We start from the raw sequence: 19,060 nt of genomic DNA, 5'->3' as shown, positions 1-19,060 counted from the left end.
CAACGCAAGGATCGTTAATGAGTGTGAATTTTAAAGAGTTTTGACATAAACCGGCTGATAAGCCACCTTGGTGTCCAGTTTCATTGAACTAAAGTTACCAAGGCCAAAGCGAAAAACCCGCTCCTCAGTGCCATGTTGATAGCGGAATGTCTCGCCATCAAAACTGAATTTTGTGCTTACGACACCCCCGTTCACGGTCACGCCTGACTGATTAATCACGATATTCTCAGCTAAGTACGGAGCGACGTTATCTTCTACCCAAGTGCCATAAATAAGCGTAGGTGGGTGCGATACTTGCTGATATTTGTTATTGAGCCACAAGCCACCTTGAACAATCCCATAGGCACATATCAATGCAACCACCAAAGCTGCGACATTCATCCATTTACGTGGAAAGAAACGGCCACTTTGAGCTTGTTTAGCTGTTATATTATTTTTGACGCTAACATTCATAAACCAATGACCTAATGGGGAAAATTATTCTATAGCATGCTCTTTTCATGCTCACAATCTCACAAAAGTGTTTATTGGGTCTCTATTCCAAAAAACCGCTTGCCTAATTGAGAATAAATTTGCACTATAATCACATATAAATTCACAAATGGATTGTAATGTGAAAATACGTAGCACCGCATTAGTTAAAGGATTTCGCCAATCAACACCTTATGTCAATGCTCACCGAGGGAAAACCATGGTGGTCATGCTGGGGGGTGAAGCGTTTGCTGATGATAACTTTAAAAATATTATCAGTGACTTAGCCTTACTCCACAGTTTGGGAGTTAAGATCGTTTTGGTGCATGGTGCGCGACCACAAATCAACGCTATTTTAGCCAACAATCAAATCACGAACGACTACCATAAAGGCGTTCGCATCACTGATGAAACCAGTTTGTCGCTAGTTATGCAGGCTGCGGGGCAATTACAGCTTGCCATTACCGCCCAGCTCTCGATGAGCTTGAGCAACACGCCGATGGCTGGGACACAACTCAATGTGGTTAGCGGGAACTTTGTTATCGCTCAACCTCTTGGCGTGGATGATGGCGTCGATTACTGCCACAGTGGTCGCATTCGTCGTATCGATATTCAGGGCATCAACCGTATGCTCGATCAAGGTTCGATTGTACTGCTTGGCCCTATCGCTAGCTCTGTGACTGGCGAGTCATTCAATCTACTTTCTGAAGAAGTCGCCACCCAAGTCGCGATCCGTTTAAATGCTGACAAGCTGATTGGCTTTTGTTCTGAGCAAGGCATCATCGATGAAAATGGGTCTGTCGTGGCAGAGCTTGTGCCACGAGAAGCAGAAAGTGTGTTAGCGAAATTAGAAACCGATGTTGACTATTCTCACGACAGCGCCTCAGGGACACTGCGTTTTCTTCGCGCAGCCATTACCGCCTGCCGAGCCGGTGTGCCACGTAGCCACCTTGTTAGCTACAAAGAAGATGGCGCGTTAATCCAAGAACTGTTCTCTATTGATGGTATTGGTACTCAGGTTGTTTATGCCAGCTCTGAACGCGTGCGCGTTGCCAACATTGATGATATCGGCGGCATCCTCGATTTAATTCGCCCACTGGAAGAGCAAGGCATTCTCGTGCGCCGTTCGCGTGAGCAGTTGGAGCAAGAAATTCATCAATTCACCATCATTGAAAAAGATGGCCTGATTATCGGCTGTGCTGCCCTGTATCCTTATCTTGATGACAGCATGGCAGAAATGGCTTGTGTGGCAATCCATAAAGATTATCGCGATGGTAACCGTGGCTTGATTTTACTCAATTATATGAAGCAGCAGTGCCGCCAAGAAGGGATTAATCAGTTGTTTGTGTTAACCACACACAGTCTGCATTGGTTTAGGGAGCAAGGTTTCTATGAGGTCGGGGTGGAGCAATTGCCATCACAAAAGCAAAACCTCTATAACTACCAAAGAAACTCAAAAATATTGGCCACTCGTACCTAGAATTAAACTCCGAACTAACTTGTTAAAAATTAAGCAAAAACAGTTCAATATTTAATAAAAATGGCCACTTTCCGTGGCCATTGTTGGTTTTTGTCTCAAATATAAGCTTTATTTCATATTCTTTGTTGGTTACTATTTGCCCGCATCACATTACTTCGCACTATTGATTGGATTCAATTTCAACTAGCTTGCTAGACCGCACGGATTGCTTTGGTAGATATCAACGTCAACTAAGAGCATCAATATGAAAACTATAATTTGTAATTCTCTACAGAGCTTCTGGGACATGGCAGAAAACGAACTGCTGATCGGCCTTGATGTGCACTGTGTGTTTCCCACCTCAGATCGACTAAAGAAATTTATTCTCGACTATCAACAAAAGTACCAAATACGCAGTATCTCTTTTACCGCCGCTTTTAGCTCGGTTAACTAACTTTATTCACTGCGACACCAAGGATGGTGACGAAATCTCCGCTCATTAACCTTTTAATCTCATCACCAAACCACTTGCACGCTCTGTCATCACTTTAATCCCTCGTTTAACCACCTCTGGCTGTGCATACAATGCCAATCGCTTTTTGGCGCGAGTAATGCCGGTATAAATCAACTCACGAGTTAAAATAGGGCTAAAATCTTTTGGCAGAATCATTACGGTAAATTCAAATTCGCTGCCTTGTGACTTATGTACCGTCATCGCATAAGCGGTTTGATGCTCTGGTACGCGGCTTGGCAACACCGATTTGACGCTGCCATCTGGTAATTCAAAAAACACTTTTAAGCGCGGTTCTGCAAGTGAATCATCCAGCATACAGATGCCAATATCACCGTTATACAAACCTAAAGCATGATCGTTACGAGTGATCATCACCGGGCGGCCGTGATACCAAAGTTCATCTTGAGTTTGGATGCGTTTTCGCGCCACCAGCGCGCGCTCAACACGGTGATTTAAACCACTCACGCCAAAGTCCCCTTCACGCATCGCACACAATAAGCGACAGCGCGCAAAAGCATCTAACCCTGCTTTGGCTTGTTGGGTAATACTTTCTATTTCACCACTGTCAGGGTGAACTAAGCGTTGGGCAATACGTTTAAGATAGTGGCTGTATTCTGCCACCATGGTTTGGATTAGCTGATTGTAGTGCTGCATATCAAGCGGGAACTGTTCGATATCGTCAAAACCGCGCTGCCATACCGCATCTAATTGATAGGCCGATCCGGAGTTGACTGCCTTTGCCAACTGACCAATGCCTGAACGCGCATCGAAGCGATAGCTTTTTTGTAGCATACACAAGCTATCCCCAACTCGACTGCCTTTGTTATTTTGATTGGCTGTCGCTAAGGTCGTATAACCGGATAATTGTGCGATCAATTCACCTTGTGCGCTGCTGTAACCAGAATGATAGAAAGAACAGATATCGCCAAGTACCGCCCCCGCTTCGACCGAGGCAAGCTGATCTTTATCGCCCAATAAAATCAAACGGGCATGTTTTGGCAAAGCATCCACTACCTTGTACATCATCGGTAAATCGACCATCGAGGCTTCATCCACCACTAAGATATCAAGATGTAACGGGTTCGCTTGGTTGTGACGAAATTCAGCGCTGTTTGGCAATGCGCCCAACAATCGATGCAAGGTGCTGGATTCGGTTGGGATCGCGGCTTTCAGCTCTGGGCTAACCGGCAGTTGGTCGACCGCTTTACCAATTGATTCGGTCAAGCGCGCAGCTGCTTTACCCGTCGGTGCCACCAGCTTAATCGTTGGGGTGTGACCACTCTGTTCAGCCTGCTCAATCAGGGCTGCCAGCAGTTTAGTTACCGTGGTCGTTTTACCGGTACCAGGGCCTCCCGATATCACCGCAAAACGCTTAGTGAGTGCAATCGCCGCCGCCACTTTCTGCCAGTTAACACACGCCGCCTGAGGAACAAGTTGCTCCAGTGGCGCTAACTGTTCGGCACGTGTGGCTTGCAGCAGCACTTGATCAATTGCGCTCCAATCCAGTTGGCTTTCATCGACCACATCAAGGTGATCGCACACCATTTGCTGGCGCTGCACCTGATTTAATCCACTCGAACGCGATAAGGCGGAAAACAAGAAATGGTCACTGCGCGCAAACAAGTGATCGAGCAATTTGGCGAGTTTTTGTACTTCGGTAGGCTTTAGGATCATGGCAACCCCAAAGCTGGTTAGCTTCTCTGCCAACGTCACTTCATAGTGCCAATAACGGTGTAGATATAACCTTTCACCATCAAACACCAAAGGCAATGGATCAGCATTGTGTGCGACTGGCTTGCTCACCCATGGCGACTGTTGCAGCAACGCAGCCCAATCAATGGATAAGAGTTGTTGGTTTAATGCTAATGCCGCCTCGCCATATAAGCCTATTTTAGCGGCAAGATCGACCGCTTGCCCTTGCATATCATGCAGTGGCAAACAGATGTGGCCTTTGCCTAGCTCACTGCTGAGCACACCCGCGATAAACGCAAGTTCAACATGCTGAGATTTGGCCGCAATAAAGCGCGCAAATTGATAATCAAGCTGACGAATTGAGCCCTTTTCGGCTAAGCGCTTGAGAGTAAGCATTAATCCACTCATAGACCTAACTCCATTTGCCCTGCCGCGTTGTCGCGTCTTTCCACTATCTCGCCATCAATCAATTTGTCTAACTCAGTTAAAAATTCAAAACTTGGTTTTGCGGAGAAAATGCCGTGTTGACCTTCGCCATCCATACCACGCAAAAACAGATAATAGACACCACCAAAATGGCGCTGATAATCATAATCCGCTACTCGACTACGTAAAAAACGATGCAGTGCCAACGCGTAAATTTGGTATTGCAGATCGTAACGGTGATCCGCCATCGCTTGGCGTAAAGCATCACCATGATAATCGGCAATCTCATCGCCTAAATGGTTCGATTTCCAGTCCAGTACGTAGTATTTACCTTGATGCTCAAACACTAAGTCGATAAAACCTTTCAACATCCCCTGCACGGTTTGGAAGCCGAGATCGCCCGCTTTGGCTGACAATGGATCGTTACGTTGAATCACCCGGTTGAGTTCTGCCGAAGCCAATACTTCAATCGGCAGTAAAAACTCCATTTCCACCAAACGCTGCGCGGGTCCTTTTTGATTGAGGCGCAGATCTTTACCGTCCAATGGGGTCGCTAATACGGTATCAACCAGTTGTTGCAAGATTGGCAGCCACTCTAATTCGAGCTGTTCACTCTCCATCAGTGCCATTATTTTGGCTTGGTTCTCTTCACTGTTCGCAGGCAAAGTAAACTCCACCTCTTCAAACAGCGTGTGCAAAAATGTGCCCGGACGTGCACCGCGAGGGAAGGTAAAGATTGAACGTTCAGGTTCAACTAACTCTTGTTCATCTTGCTCACCGGAGGAGTCAACATCGAGTCTTAATAGCTCACTAGAGGTGTCATCATGGTGGTGAGAGCCTTGTTTTACTAAACCAGAGTAACTGGTGATGCGCCAAGCACGATCAATCGCTTGGCTGAGTGTTTTGGCATGTAAGGTGTGTTCAATTTCATCATCAGTCACAAAGGTTTTCTGATGCGATTCGGGTAATCCTTGCAGTGCAACGCACGATAATCCTTTGGTTTGCAGCTCAATCGCTTGGGTAAGATCATTCACGCCACCTGCTTGGCCATTTTGCAATAAATAGCCCATGGCACTGTGATGCACACCCGTTGGTTCTTTGGTTGAACGGCCATTACGTAGCGGCGCAGCACCAATAAAACAGCCGTAAACGGCACGGGTTAACGCTACGTAGATCAAACGCAAGTCTTCCGCGAGACGCTCTTTATCCGCTTGCGCTAACGCGGCTTTATCTTGGTTGATATCCAAAATGGTGCGATCGCTTTCGGCGTCGTAATATTTGGCTTCACTCGCTTCGCGATAGCTCAATACAAACGGCAAAAAGACCAAGTCATATTCCAAACCTTTCGATTTATGGATAGTGACGATCTGCACCAAATTACGCTCAGATTCCAAACGCTGAATTTGGTCTTCGCTACCACCAAGGCCATTTTGCGCATCACTAATCGCTTGTGCAAGCCAACGCAGCAAACCATGATCACTGTCGAGTTCACCACTGGCTTGCTGTAATAACTCACCTAAATGCATCAAATCAGTCAGGTTACGCTCGCCACTTTCCTCTTCTAGTAAACGCTCAGCGACATGACGCTTACTCATGACCGCGCGCAGCATCGGTAACACGCCACGTTGTAACCATAACTTGCGGTACTCTTTGTATTCATTCACCGCGTTTTCCCAAGCGGTTTCATCGTTGTTGAGCGCATCTAAACTGCCCGCATCGAGAGCGAACAATTCTGACGCCAAGCTGGCGCGCAGTGCACGATCGTTTTCTGGGGTTAAGACCGCTTGCAGCAGGCGCTGTACATCTTGCGCTACCGCCGAACTAAATACGCTGTCACGGTTAGAGAGATAAACGCTGGCAATGCCTTGTTTAGCAAGCGCCTCTTTAACCATGCGGCCTTCATTACCGGTGCGCACCAATACAGCAATATCGCCGGCTTGAATCGCCTTATCACCTTTATCACTGCTAAAATGCGCTTGTTGCTGCTGTGAAGCGCTTAAAATGGTCTGGATTTGATCGGCTGTGGCTTGCGACATCGCTTTAAGATATTCACCTTTAGCCAGTGGCTTTTCTTCCGCTTCTTGTAACCAATAGGTCAACGCGGGTTGAGTTTTTCCGCTTAATGACCACGCACGTTTATCAGCACTTGGACTAGCCGCAACGGGAAGAAAAGGAATGTCTTGATCGTAGATAAAGGCGCTATCTGGCAAGGCAAACACTTGGTTTACTGCCGCGACCATATCGGCACTCGAACGCCAGTTAGTACCCAGAGTGAAATGCGAGGAAACCTGATTACGCGCTTTGATGTAGGTAAAAATATCCGCACCACGGAAGCCGTAAATCGCCTGCTTAGGATCGCCGATCATAAATAGACCGCACTCAGGATGAGAGAGATAAATTCGGCTGAAAATGCTGTATTGCAGAGGATCGGTATCTTGGAATTCATCGATCATCGCCACCGGATATAAACTACGAATACGCTCAGCTAATGCACCGAGTTCATCAGCGTCCATCGCGGCAGATAAGTTGGTCAGCAGATCATCAAACGATAACCACTGCTTTTGCTGTTTCGCTTTCGCTAAGCTAACACGACAATGCTCAATCGCATGGGCCAATAGTGGCGCTTTTAAGCTGATCGGCTGGCTAATAAAAGCTTCAACTTGAGCAAAGACAACGTGCTCAGGCGCTTTGCCTTTAGGGGTTTTCTCAATCAACACATTTTGCGCAAAGCGCTCTAGCTGCTCAGGAAACTCGTAACCGTTGGTCTCACTGCTTGCCCAAGCGCCGACGGCTTCTAACCAAGTTGGCAAGGACTTTTTGGTGTAGCTGCGTTTGTTGATATCAGACTCACTAATCAACGCTAGGAAGTCATCGCTACTTTCTCGCCATTGCGCTTTTAGCTGATCAATTTTAGCCAGATTTTGCTGATGTAATTCACTCAAGTCACCTTGCATCGCCGCCACCGAAAGTTGCAGGGGCGCCCCCGTTAAGTAACGAGAAACATCACCTAACAAAGCGGCTGGCGAACTCCAAATTGAACGTACTTCACCCGCCAGTTTTAGTGGCAATGGGTAGAAGTTACGACGCCAATAGTCCGCAACGACTTGCGCTTTAAGATGGCTTTCATCGGTGACAAATTCGTTGTTAAAACGACTGCCTGATTCAAAGGCATTTTGCGTGAGCATGCGCTGACAGAAACCGTGAATGGTATACACCGCCGCTTCGTCCATTTGTCGTTCAGCTTGCAGCAAGATCATCGCCGCTTGTTTATGGTCATCAATCTCTGCGAGTAAAGGTTTGATCACGGGATCACTGCTTTCACCGCGAGCAAAGGCTAATCGCGCATCATGAATACGCGCGCGAATACGATCGCGCAACTCAGCGGTTGCTGCTTCAGTAAAGGTCACCACCAAAATTTGATCGACCGTTAATGGCGTTTGATGACGACTCTCGCCACTTCCGTGCCCTAACAATAAACGCAAATAGAGCCAGGCAATGGTGAAGGTTTTCCCCGTCCCCGCCGAAGCTTCGATAAGTCGCGCACCATGCAACGGAAATGTCATGGTATCTAGTGAGGTGACAACTGAACACGATGTCATAACAATCAAACCTTTATGTAACTTCTGAATCAATTCATTCACACCTTCGAGTGTGACCTAGCCTTGATATTGAGTGTTTAACTGCCGCTAAATCTAAAGTGGCAGATTTAATGGGAGCGCTCTCACAGAACCTCCCCCAGTTAAGCTTTACTATCCGCGCCACGTGTTGAGCAAGTTATCAACTTCGCTGCAACCCACCGAATAATGGTCCCTCTGACCACTGGCCGCACAGCGAACGCCCTACACATTAATAACGATTTACTGGCGGCCAACCACTTCTCTGTGATTTCATCAAACAACCCTCAGGTAAATGGCTCTCACCAAACGAAAGGATTGCGACCGCCAACGCGTCGTTATTCATCATGCGCGTCTTTGACCAATAATCTTGGAGCTTGAATCACTAACGCCGCCAAGGTACGAACTTCTTGCGCTAAAGCATCATTCCACTGTGGCCAAATACGACCAATGTAAGCATTATTGCCTTCACCGCTACTCATAAAGCCGTCGTTAAACGCTTCGGCCATTTTTTTGAGCGACTTTTCTTCATCATCTGCCCAAGCGCCGCCGCGACTAAAGCCTGCTTCAATCGCTGCCAACGATGTTTTAGGGAAGTACGCCAACGGCTGAGTCATACCTTGATAGAATAATCGCACCAGTTCGGCCAACAGATTCTTGGCATAATCACCATCTTCGATCGGCGGGTAAATAAGATGTACGACGCCCTCTTTACGATCATAACCAATCATGTGAGTTCGTTTTGCCACGCCCATCGCCGACATCGCCAAATGGTCAATCCACGCAGCCAAATAATCTTGCGGGCGAATTTTGCCACTACGATAACGTACTAAACCAGATTGGTAAGCTTGGGTGAGCCAACCTTGTAAAACGATCGGTTTGCCTTCACCCAGCAGGTCAAAATTAAGATTAATCTCAACATCATCCACCGGCGCACTAGTGACAAAACGCAGTGCTTCTACCAATTGCTCGGCTTGCACTCGGTTGGTATCAAACTCAATATCGCCAAATGCCCCCACCGGTAACTTGCCTTGGGCGCGTTGCTGATCGACAAAGTTTTGCACCGTTTGATCTGGATTACTATTGGCTTGCAATTGATCGCTCAGCAGTTGGTTTAACAGCGCATCACGGATCTGGAAACTCTCTAAACCATCGAGAATAAACGGCTCTTCATCGGGCATAATTGGCAAAGGCGGTTCAAACATTACTTTTAAGCGACGGTTGAAGAAATACTGCACTGGTAAGCGCCAAAAACGCTGCAGCTCAACCAAATCAAGATCCAGTGGGTAGCTGACATCGGCCAGATAATCACTCAATTGACGATTGAACTCACCACTACGCTGACCTTGACGGTTCGCCGCAGGCAACCACTCTTTGGCATAACTGCTGTAGCTAGAAAAGTCACTCGATGAATCACTAAACGCAGCAGGACTAAATGGCACCATCGCATGTTGGCGATGTAAGTTCGCTAGCAGCTTATCGCCAGATTCATCACAGCTCAGATCTGCATCTTCCGCCAAACGGTAGTTTTGGTGGCAATATTCCATCAATTCAGACACCAGCACCGATGGCACGCGCTCAGTATTATCTTGAATCGAACGACCAACGTAGCTGATATATAAAGTTTGTTGCGCCGATAAGAGCGCCTCTAAGAACAGATAACGGTCATCATCACGGCGAGAACGATCTCCCGCACGAGTGCGCCCATTCATCAAATCAAACCCTTCAGGTGGCATCGAACGCGGGTAAACGCCGTCGTTCATCCCCAGCAAACATACCGCTCTAAATGGGATAGAGCGCATTGGCATCAAGGTACAGAAGTTCACTTGTCCAGCTAAGAAACGCTGGCTAACCCGGGTACCAGAGAGTTTGTTTTGTAGGTATTGAGCAATAATACTTGGCGCAAGTTCGGCCTGATAAGCGGCATCTTCTAACTGCTCTTTGAGCATAGTGAGCGTGTCGCGAATCGATTTTAGTGCCACTTCACCTTCTAATTCGACTTTAAAGAAATCATCCAGCATCGCAGTTAATAATTGACGCCAACCATCGATACTGTGGGTATGCGCAAGCGCTTGACGATAGTCACTGACCGTCTCAATAAAGTGCGCCAGCTTACCAGCAAGCTCCGCCCCCATCCCCTGAACTTCGTTGTAAGGGGATAACGACTGTTGACCATCATTAAACAATCCCGCAGATTCCGGCATCGCATAACCAAGTAGCATACGTTCTATGCCAAATTGCCAAGTGTTTTGCGCTGTGGCTGGCAGATCAAACTCAGTACCCGTAGCAGGATTTAATCCCCAGCGAATACCCGACTCTTCCACCCAAATTTTGGCTTGTAGGAATTCATCCTCACTCAAACCAAAACGATTAAGGATGGCCGGAATTTCCAGCAACTCTAATAGCTCGGAGGCTAAGCAACGAGTATTGGCTAAATTGAGTAGCTGCATAAACGCCGCGAGGATTGGGCTTTCTTGATCGGCGCTACGGTCAGAAATCGAGTATGGGATAAACCGCTCGCCCGGCGCATTACCAAACACCGCTTGAATCGCAGGACTATAAGCATTGATATCGGCGACCATCACGATAATATCGCGCGGTTTTAAGCTTGGATCAGCATCAAACATATTGAGCAACTGATCATGCAGCACTTCCACCTCGCGCATTGGACTATGGCAAGCGTGCAGAGTTAATGAGTAGTCATCACCACACACCACTTGCTTATGCTGACTTGTGGTTAATTGTTGATCGTCTTGATGCTCTTCAAGATTGAGGATATCGGCCTGCAATTGCTGCAACAACGAGTCTCGGCCCAAATCGACAAACGCTTCAATCTCATTCGATTCGAGTTGTGATAGCAGATACATGTTATCGCGGCCCAATTTGCCCATTGATGCCAATAAGCTGTTACCTACCACATCGGTGTGCAGTAGGTCGATACTCTCGCCATCCACCATCTCATGATAAGCGGCGTCGTCATAAGCGAGGTTCTCTTCAATCGTGCCTTTAAGCTGCTCACTTTCTCCCTCAATTTCAGAATGATCGTCGCGCCACACCAGATGTTTACGCTGTTTTGCTGCTAACTTGGCGAGAAATTTTCTATCGCGTACTTCCCCCCAATAATAGCGACACGGGTTGGTAAACATTAGGTGCACATCAATATGCTCACCAAGTGCTTTTAGCGCGTCCATATAACGCGGTGGCAAAGAAGTAATACCGAATACAAACAGACGCTTGGGTAGATTCTCAAAGCGGCCTTGGTAGTTGGCTAAGCTATCAATAAAATGCTCATACAAGTTGGCACGGTGATACGGCGATTGACCAAGTGCTAGGGTGTGATCATAGAGCGCTTGCCACAAGATTGGCTGCCACGGATGCTCATCACCAATTTCAGCCACCACTTGACCAGACTCCCAAGCGGCAATCCATTCTGGGCGGTACACCAAATAACCATCGAAGATATCGGCAATTTTTTCCGCTAATTGATAGAGCTTTGAACTGTCACTGTCATCTTCTAAATAACGTTGCAAAGGGGTAAATTCAGGCTGATCCAACAAGCTTGGTAAGATCTGCATCAACTTCCAGCTCATCGACTCTTTATTGAAGGCACTGCGCTGGGGCACATCGGCCAACACGTGAGTGAACATATTCCAAATAAAGGTCGCAGGCAGAGGAAAATCGATATTGGCAGCCACACCAAACTCTTTCGCTAATGCCATTTTGAGCCACTGTGACATACCCGGGCTCTGCACCAGAATTTGTTCTTTTTCAAATGGGTTTTCAAGCGGGTCGATTTTGACTAGCTCAACCAACAAAGATTTAAGCACATCGACTTGATTGGAGTGATAAACAGTAAACAAAATAGACGCTCAAAATGGTTAGCAAAACTGACCTGAGCGTAACATAACTGCCCTGTATTTACTGCCGATTTTAGGTGGGATTGCGTGGTGTTGCCGCTTAATTGTGCAAAGAGCGAAACTCTGCGTTTCGCTCTTTATTATTAATCACTGAGAAAGCCTTATGGCCTGACAACTTGATGCTATAAATTATTTTCCATCGCGACGCATTATCACTTTGTGTGGCTGATAAAAATGGAAGTAACGCGCGGCAACATAACCCACCACTATGGTTGCAACCCATAACTCAGCCACTGCCAAGCCATGTACTTGCGCGATGTAATGATCTGCGACATGGATGTTTTGCATCCAAGCACTCAATTTAAATAGCGCAGTAGAACCAATCACCATTGGGAAGGTGAACGCCGCAAAACCAGCACTAAAAGGTAAACGCAGTAATTTAATGAAAGCTAAGTAGATCACTACGGTCATCAAGACTGCGATACCAAACAGCACGCCGATAATCACTGGCGATGGTTCACTCGTCACACTTAAATACCCCGCCAATGAAAGGCTAGCGGGTGCGGCCATGATGGCTAAGGTTGGTTTCGCTGCATCTGGAATTTCTTGCGCAAAGATCAAACGGTAGATCATGGCAGGCAGCATGATGGCATAAGCAACAAGGCCGAAGATCAATGTGCTTTGTGCGATAAAAGCCAGATGAGGATTGCCCGAAAAAGAGACATCCGCCACCACAATACCCACTGGCGGAACAAACCAACTTGGTACCATATGGTGCAGTTCAAATGCTTGTGAACGGTGGTAAATAAAGCTGGCTAAAAACGCCACATGCAGCGCGACCGCAAATAACCATAGAGCATCACCCGCCCAAGGCGAAAACTTGCCAAGCGCATTTGACACCACCATGGTTGCCATCGCAAAAGTCGGCACCACGCTGCCCACTACAGGGTGAGCAAGATCCTCAGATAAAAGATGACGATGGAGTAGGAATTTCACCGCTAAAATGACAAGCAAAAGTGAAGCGATCGCGGCACCGATTAATTGACCTATGCCATTCAAATCAGCGGCGTTCTCCCAACACCAACCAAGGCTTGCAATACCTAATGCCAATCCTGCCATTGGTGTTGGCGCACCGAATACTTTTGCTTTTGTTGCTGTGATCATGGCTCACACTCCGCTCAATCTCTTTGTTATGGCGCCATTCTACGCTTGCACTTTGTTAAGATATATCTAATTATTCAAAACACGTGTTCAGATAAACTAAACGACACTTCAACTAATCCATACCCCAACCACATTAACTCAGAAGTTGAATTCTCTATGGCCGTTAATATCTCATTAAAGCAGCTCAAGGTTTTTTCGACCATTAACCACTGCGATACGTTAACCGAAGCGGCACAAGCGCTGTTTCTCTCTAAAGCTGCGGTAAGTATGGCGCTTGCTGAGCTCGAAAAACAGCTGGGCCATTCACTATTTGATCGGGTTAATAAACGCTTGGTGCTTAATCAAGAGGGGCAAAAATTACTCCCTTTGGTCGATGAACTGTTGCATCGCGCACAAGATATCGAACAGTTACTCGAAGATGACTCCACGTTAACCGGCCAATTGCGCATTGGCGCCAGTGATACCATCGGTAACCAAGTCGCGCCTTATCTGCTCAGCGCTTTTCGCCAGCAAACTGCGCATCAGGCCCAAAGCCTGTTTATCTCCAATTCGGCGCTTATCTGCGAAAAGTTGGTGGACTATGAGCTCGATCTTGCGCTCATTGAAGGCAAAACACTGCATCCAGAACTGATCTCAACCCAGTTTAGCCAAGACGAGATGTGCATCATTTGTAGTCCAAATTCAGCATTGGCGGACATTACCGTACCTGCGGTGAGCGATTTGGAAAACAGCGCTTGGATCTTACGTGAGCCAGGTTCTGGCTCTCGCGAATTTTTCCTACGCGCTGTCGCTCCGCGCATCGAGCATTGGCAAGAAGCATTTCAGCTCAATACCACCGAAGCGCTGATCAACTGTGTTTCTGCAGGCCTTGGCCTTGCCTGCCTTTCACGCCTCGCTGCCGAACCAGCGATAAAAGATGGTCGAGTTATCACGATTGAGTTACCACTCGATATGAAGCGCCGCTTTTGGCTACTGGTGCATAAAGAAAAGTATCAAAACCCACTCCTAAAACGCTTCATCGAATTTTGCTACCAATGGGATCAAGCCTCCTCATAGGTATGCCATTAAGGCTAACCGCAGGCGATGCCCCAAAAAGCACCGTAACGAAGACGCGCACAAATGGTGAGCATCTAAGTCGCACTTTTGAGCTGTCACCTAGACTTACTTGGTTAAAAACTGTATAAACAGCCAGTAATTGAACATTCATTAGAGCTAGAGGAACAACCATGGCTGTAATCGTAAAATACGTAGTAGAACGCAACGGAGAAGAGAAAATGACTTTTGCCTCTAAAGCGGAAGCGGATGCTTATGACAAAATGCTGGATACAGCAGACGAGCTGTTTGCACTACTAGGTAAAAGTGACATTTTAGAAGACGAAGCTAAGCAAGAAGACTTAGCGATGTTCCTAGCGCAAAACAAAGATGAGTTGCTTTACGCGATTGGTGCGAAACGTCGTCCAGCACCAAAGAAAGCGAAAAAAATCGAAGCCGTTGCTGATATTGAGCAAGACGAGCAAGAAGAAGACGCAGCGTAACCCGCCTGTTTTCTTTTCGTCGATTGAGACAAAGCTTTAATTAAAAAAACCGAGGCCAGCGCCTCGGTTTTTTATTATCTTCAAATTGCCACGTTAGTGTTCACTAAGATCCCCTAGCTCACCATGTGAAGTGCGCCCTTTGAAGTCATGGTTAAGCTCTTTATTCAACTCTGCTTCAACATGACCTGGCGCTTGAGTGCTGCCAGAAATCAAACGGTACATAGCCGGAATCACAAACAGGGTAATCAAGGTGGCAAAGGCCATACCAAAGAAGATCACAGTACCCACTGCGACACGGCTTTCATAACCAGCTCCTGTTGACAGGATGAGTGGAATCGCGCCTGCCAAGGTGGTAAATGCCGTCATCAAGATTGGGCGTAAACGACGCGCAGATGCATCAATAATCGCTTTTTCAAACTCCAAACCACGATCACGTAGTTGGTTGGCAAACTCAACAATCAAAATACCATTCTTGGTTACCATACCAATCAACATGATCATGCCGATTTGACTATAGATGTTGAAGCCTTGATCCATAACAAATAGACCAAAGAAGCCACCAAATACCCCCATAGGAACGGTAAACATCACCACCAGCGGGTTTATAAAGCTCTCAAATTGTGCCGCAAGAACAAGGTAAGCAACCAACAGTGCTAACGCGAACACCACCATTACGCTGGATTGGTTTTCTTTGAAATCTTTCGACTCACCTGAGTAGCTAATACTAATGTCGTTTGGTAACAGTTCGATGGCTTGTTGATCCAAGTAATTCAGTGCATCACCTAAGGTATAACCATCAGAAAGGTTAGCTGAAATCGTCACCGCTTTTTGCTTGTTGTAGTGAGATAGACGCACTGACGAAGCGACTTCTTCAATCTTCGTCACAGCATCAAGCGTAACCAATTCACCAGAAGCGGTGCGCATGTATATTTGCGTCAGATCGGTTGCGTTACCAAAACTGTTTTCATCACCACGTAAATAAACATCGTATTCTTCACCACGCTCAACAAAGGTGGTTTCACGCTTGCCGCCTAACATCACTTCTAACGTATCAGATATCTCCGAAACGCTGATGCCTAACTCAGCGGCACGCTGCTTATCAACCGTCACGAGTAGCTCAGGGGTTTTCTCTGAGTAGTTAATTTCAGCCCCTTCCATGAATGGTGATTCTTCAGCTAACAACTTCAGTTTTTCCGACCAATCTCTAAGCTCTTCATAATCAGCACCGCCCAAAACGAACTGCACTGGCTCACTTGAGCCCCCTCTAAAACCCGGTGTAAATGGGAAAACACGTACATCAGCAATACCTGATAGTGCTTTGCGGACTTCTCCCAATGCTTGCTGCGCAGTGACAGAACGATCATTCCAATCGTCCAAAATCATGATCACAAAGCCGGTTTGGTCACCTGCCATACCGCCAAAAGCTGGGGTTTGAATACTAAAGGATTTGAGGAAACCTTTACCAAGTAAAGGCATCAAACGATCTTCAACGATATCCATATTCGCCGACATGCGGTTGTAACTGGTTGCGTCTGCACCACGAACAAAAGCAAAGATAACTCCACGATCTTCGCTAGGTGTTAATTGCGAAGGTACTTGCTGCATCAAACCGTAACTGCCGCCCATGCAAGCGAGAATAACCACAGGCGCGGCCCATTTCGCTTTTAGTGCTGCGGTGAGAAGGTTGCGATAACCCTGTTCTAATCGTGCAAACATACGTTCAATAAACAGATTAAAACGACTCGGTTTGACATTGGCTTTCAGGATTTTACTACCTAATACAGGCGTTAAGGTTAAGGCAATCAATGAAGAGAAGATCACCGACATCGCCAACAACACCGAGAATTCAGTGAACAGCAAACCCACCATACCATCCATAAAGGAGATCGGTAGAAATACCATCACCAATACCAAGGTGGTCGCGATAACCGCAAAGCCAACTTCACGCGTTCCTTTGTAAGCGGCCAACAATGGTTTTTCACCGCGTTCAATATGGTGGAAGATATTCTCCACCACCACAATGGCATCATCCACCACCAAACCGATGGAGAGGATCAGCGCCATAAGCGTGATTAGGTTGATCGAAAAACCAAAAAAGTATGCAGCAATAAATGAGGAAATCAGTGAAACCGGCACTGTGACCGCTGGGATCAAGGTTGCACGAGCCTGACCAATAAAAATATACAGCACTAAAATAACCAAACCACCCGTTACAAATAACGTGCTGTAGACCTCTTCAATTGATCGTTCAATAAAGACCGTTGAATCGTAGTCAATCGCTAGGCGGGTTCCGCTTGGCAAAAATTGTTGTACCTTCTCTACTTCTTGATGAACCAGTTGAGCCACCTCAAGAGGGTTGGCATCCGATTGTGGGACGACGCCTAAGCTGACGTTTACCACACCATCACTTTTGAAGGTCGAGTTTTCGTTTTCAGCACCGATATAAACATCTGCGACATCTTTTAGATAAATCGGCGTGTTATCACTGGCGCGACGTACAACCAAATACTCAAAATCTTCAACATCTTTATAGGTACGCGCGGTACGCACTGACATAACGGTTTGATCGTTACGAACTTCACCGCCCGGACTTTCTAAGTTTTCACTGCGCAGAGCTTGAGTAATATCGGAAGTGGTGACGCCGCGTCCTGCCATCAACTCAGGCTTGAGCTTAACGTACATAACCTTGTACAAACCACCAGAGATATCAACCGAACTCACACCAGAAATCAGGCTAAATCGGTCCATCAACACGCGCTCAACATAATCAGTTAGTTGGGTACGATCTAATTCAGATGAACTCAAATTAATATACAGCGATGCTTCGCCAGACCCGTTGTTCTTGTACACAATTGGGTCGTCGGCTTCTTCAGGTAGTGAACGCTGGGCACGAGCAACCGCATCACGCACATCACTGACACCGGTATTAAGATCATAACCAAGGTTAAACGTAATGGTGATGCGTGACATACCATTACGGGTGGTCGATGAAATTTCATCGATACCACTAATACCCGATAACTGCTCTTCTAAGTTTGAGGTGATCTGGCTTTCGATAATGGTTGCCGATGCACCGTCATAACGAGTGCTCACCGATACCACAGGGTTTTCGATATCCGGCATTTCTCGTACAGCAAGCTTAGAGAAAGAAACAATACCGAACACGCACAAAAGCAAACTGAGAACCAGTGCTGAGACTGGTCGTTTCACTGAAACATCAGACAACCACATTACTTGTCACCTTTTGCTGGCGATTGTTGCTCTGCAGCAGGCTTAGCAGCGCTACCGAGTTCTTTCACTGTCGCGCCATCACGCATGTTGACAATGCCTTGCACGACAATTTTTTCGCCAATATTCAGTCCTTCAGTGATCACCACTTGGTTCTCAATGCGCGCACCTAACAAGACTTGAGTTCGTTTGGCTTGGTTGTCATCACCAATCACGTAGACATAACGTTTAGTGCCTGAATATTCCAATGCTTGCACTGGAATGATCGGGGCATTGATCGCAGGAAAGGCCATATTGGCAGAAACCAACATACCCGGCTTCAATTTCAAATCGTTATTGTTGAAGTGAATCCGTACACGCAAATTAAGCGTTTCTTGATTAATACGTGAATCAATCCCAACCACTTCACCTTGAAATACCTGAGTGCCCCATGCACTGGTGGTGGCGGTGACTTGCATACCTTGCACTATCTTGGCCAAATAACGCTCAGGCACTTGTAGATCTAATTGCATCACGGAAAGATCATCCAACGACAGTAACTCGGTACCGGCAGAAACCATTTTACCGCGACTGAAATCGATAAAACCGATGGTGCCCGAGAACGGGGCGCTGATATGCAGATCTTTTAAATTGGCATTCGCTGCATCTAAACGTGCCTGAGCAATCTCTACATTGGTTTTTTGCGCGTCGATTTCGGTTTGAGTAATCGCGTTGCGCTTCACCAAACGTTCGAACTCTTTCAGCTTACGCTGTTCATCTTTCAGATAAGCCTGTGCTTCTTTTACTGCAGCGCGCGCTTTGTCATCATTCAGTTGGATCAGTAATTGGCCTTTCTTAACCTCTTGGTTGGCTTTCACAGCGATCGTTTCTACCTTTCCAGTGGTTTCTGGCGAGACCATGACCGATTGCGCTGCTGCCAATTTACCCACTAACGAAAGTGATTGAGAAACTTGATGGGTTTGGACTTGCTCAGTCACCACTGTGATCGTTTGTGGGCCTTGAGGACCACGCGCAAAAACAGTTGGGGAAGTGCTTAAAATAGAAGCCGTTAGCAAAGTTAAGATCAGTTTGTTTTTCATTACTATGTATTCATCCAGAAA

The 19,060-nt window shown here is 46.7% G+C and carries 11 protein-coding genes; 4 read left to right on the top strand and 7 right to left on the bottom strand.

Going from position 1 to position 19,060, the window contains the following annotated elements:
- Window positions 1–30 precede the first annotated feature (30 nt).
- The gene (locus RH88_RS06090) at window positions 31–453 is read right to left on the bottom strand and encodes a DUF2850 domain-containing protein (RefSeq protein ID WP_005594205.1); all 423 of its coding nucleotides are present in this window, start codon (window positions 451–453) and stop codon (window positions 31–33) included.
- Window positions 454–613: 160 nt separating this feature from the next.
- Here RH88_RS06090 and argA point away from each other — a divergent pair, with 160 nt between their 5' ends.
- Window positions 614–1,951: an amino-acid N-acetyltransferase gene (argA, locus tag RH88_RS06085; protein WP_005594203.1), complete on the top strand. Its 1,338-nt coding sequence runs from the start codon at window positions 614–616 to the stop codon at window positions 1,949–1,951.
- A 244-nt stretch (window positions 1,952–2,195) separates the two neighbouring features.
- A complete protein-coding gene (locus RH88_RS06080; protein ID WP_005594202.1) occupies window positions 2,196–2,384 on the top strand; it encodes a hypothetical protein in 189 nt (62 codons plus the stop codon).
- A gap of 45 nt (window positions 2,385–2,429) precedes the next feature.
- On the opposite strand, the gene recD is transcribed toward RH88_RS06080, so the two are convergent.
- From recD to RH88_RS06060, 4 genes are all read right to left on the bottom strand, one after another.
- Window positions 2,430–4,544, bottom strand: a complete 2,115-nt coding sequence (gene recD / locus RH88_RS06075; protein ID WP_005594200.1) for an exodeoxyribonuclease V subunit alpha — start codon at window positions 4,542–4,544, stop codon at window positions 2,430–2,432.
- Window positions 4,541–8,161 carry an exodeoxyribonuclease V subunit beta gene (gene recB / locus RH88_RS06070; RefSeq protein WP_040757861.1) on the bottom strand — a complete coding sequence of 1,207 codons (3,621 nt, stop codon included), beginning with the start codon at window positions 8,159–8,161 and terminating at the stop codon, window positions 4,541–4,543. The genes recD and recB overlap by 4 nt, the downstream gene beginning before the upstream one ends.
- A 353-nt stretch (window positions 8,162–8,514) precedes the next feature.
- Window positions 8,515–12,036: an exodeoxyribonuclease V subunit gamma gene (gene recC / locus RH88_RS06065; RefSeq protein WP_005594196.1), complete on the bottom strand. Its 3,522-nt coding sequence runs from the start codon at window positions 12,034–12,036 to the stop codon at window positions 8,515–8,517.
- A 186-nt stretch (window positions 12,037–12,222) separates the two neighbouring features.
- Window positions 12,223–13,197: a TDT family transporter gene (locus RH88_RS06060; protein ID WP_005594195.1), complete on the bottom strand. Its 975-nt coding sequence runs from the start codon at window positions 13,195–13,197 to the stop codon at window positions 12,223–12,225.
- A gap of 156 nt (window positions 13,198–13,353) precedes the next feature.
- Between RH88_RS06060 and RH88_RS06055 the strand changes: the two genes are divergently transcribed.
- Window positions 13,354–14,253: a LysR substrate-binding domain-containing protein gene (locus RH88_RS06055; protein ID WP_005594193.1), complete on the top strand. Its 900-nt coding sequence runs from the start codon at window positions 13,354–13,356 to the stop codon at window positions 14,251–14,253.
- A gap of 170 nt (window positions 14,254–14,423) precedes the next feature.
- Window positions 14,424–14,732, top strand: coding sequence for a YebG family protein (locus tag RH88_RS06050; protein ID WP_005594192.1), 309 nt, complete (start codon window positions 14,424–14,426; stop codon window positions 14,730–14,732).
- Window positions 14,733–14,825: 93 nt separating this feature from the next.
- Here RH88_RS06050 and vexH read toward each other — a convergent pair whose 3' ends face one another.
- Window positions 14,826–17,963, bottom strand: coding sequence for a vibriobactin export RND transporter permease subunit VexH (gene vexH, locus RH88_RS06045; RefSeq protein ID WP_005594190.1), 3,138 nt, complete (start codon window positions 17,961–17,963; stop codon window positions 14,826–14,828).
- A complete protein-coding gene (locus RH88_RS06040) occupies window positions 17,963–19,039 on the bottom strand; it encodes an efflux RND transporter periplasmic adaptor subunit (protein ID WP_005594189.1) in 1,077 nt (358 codons plus the stop codon). Before RH88_RS06040 ends, vexH begins: the two co-directional genes overlap by 1 nt.
- Window positions 19,040–19,060: the final 21 nt, after the last annotated feature.

The organism is Vibrio scophthalmi LMG 19158 (assembly GCF_000222585.1).
Taxonomy (GTDB): Bacteria; Pseudomonadota; Gammaproteobacteria; order Enterobacterales; family Vibrionaceae; genus Vibrio; species Vibrio scophthalmi.
Note: the sequence above shows the minus strand (reverse complement) of the source record. Positions and strands in the feature narration are given on the sequence as shown.

Bases quoted from the DNA above. Each gene is read 5' to 3' on its own strand.
- recB (WP_040757861.1), bottom strand. From the start codon at position 8,161: ATGACATCGTGTTCAGTTGTCACCTCACTAGATACCATGACATTTCCG.
- RH88_RS06050 (WP_005594192.1), top strand. From the start codon at position 14,424: ATGGCTGTAATCGTAAAATACGTAGTAGAACGCAACGGAGAAGAGAAA.
- RH88_RS06090 (WP_005594205.1), bottom strand. From the start codon at position 453: ATGAATGTTAGCGTCAAAAATAATATAACAGCTAAACAAGCTCAAAGT.
- RH88_RS06055 (WP_005594193.1), top strand. From the start codon at position 13,354: ATGGCCGTTAATATCTCATTAAAGCAGCTCAAGGTTTTTTCGACCATT.
- RH88_RS06060 (WP_005594195.1), bottom strand. From the start codon at position 13,197: ATGATCACAGCAACAAAAGCAAAAGTATTCGGTGCGCCAACACCAATG.
- vexH (WP_005594190.1), bottom strand. From the start codon at position 17,963: ATGTGGTTGTCTGATGTTTCAGTGAAACGACCAGTCTCAGCACTGGTT.
- RH88_RS06040 (WP_005594189.1), bottom strand. From the start codon at position 19,039: ATGAAAAACAAACTGATCTTAACTTTGCTAACGGCTTCTATTTTAAGC.
- RH88_RS06080 (WP_005594202.1), top strand. From the start codon at position 2,196: ATGAAAACTATAATTTGTAATTCTCTACAGAGCTTCTGGGACATGGCA.
- recD (WP_005594200.1), bottom strand. From the start codon at position 4,544: ATGAGTGGATTAATGCTTACTCTCAAGCGCTTAGCCGAAAAGGGCTCA.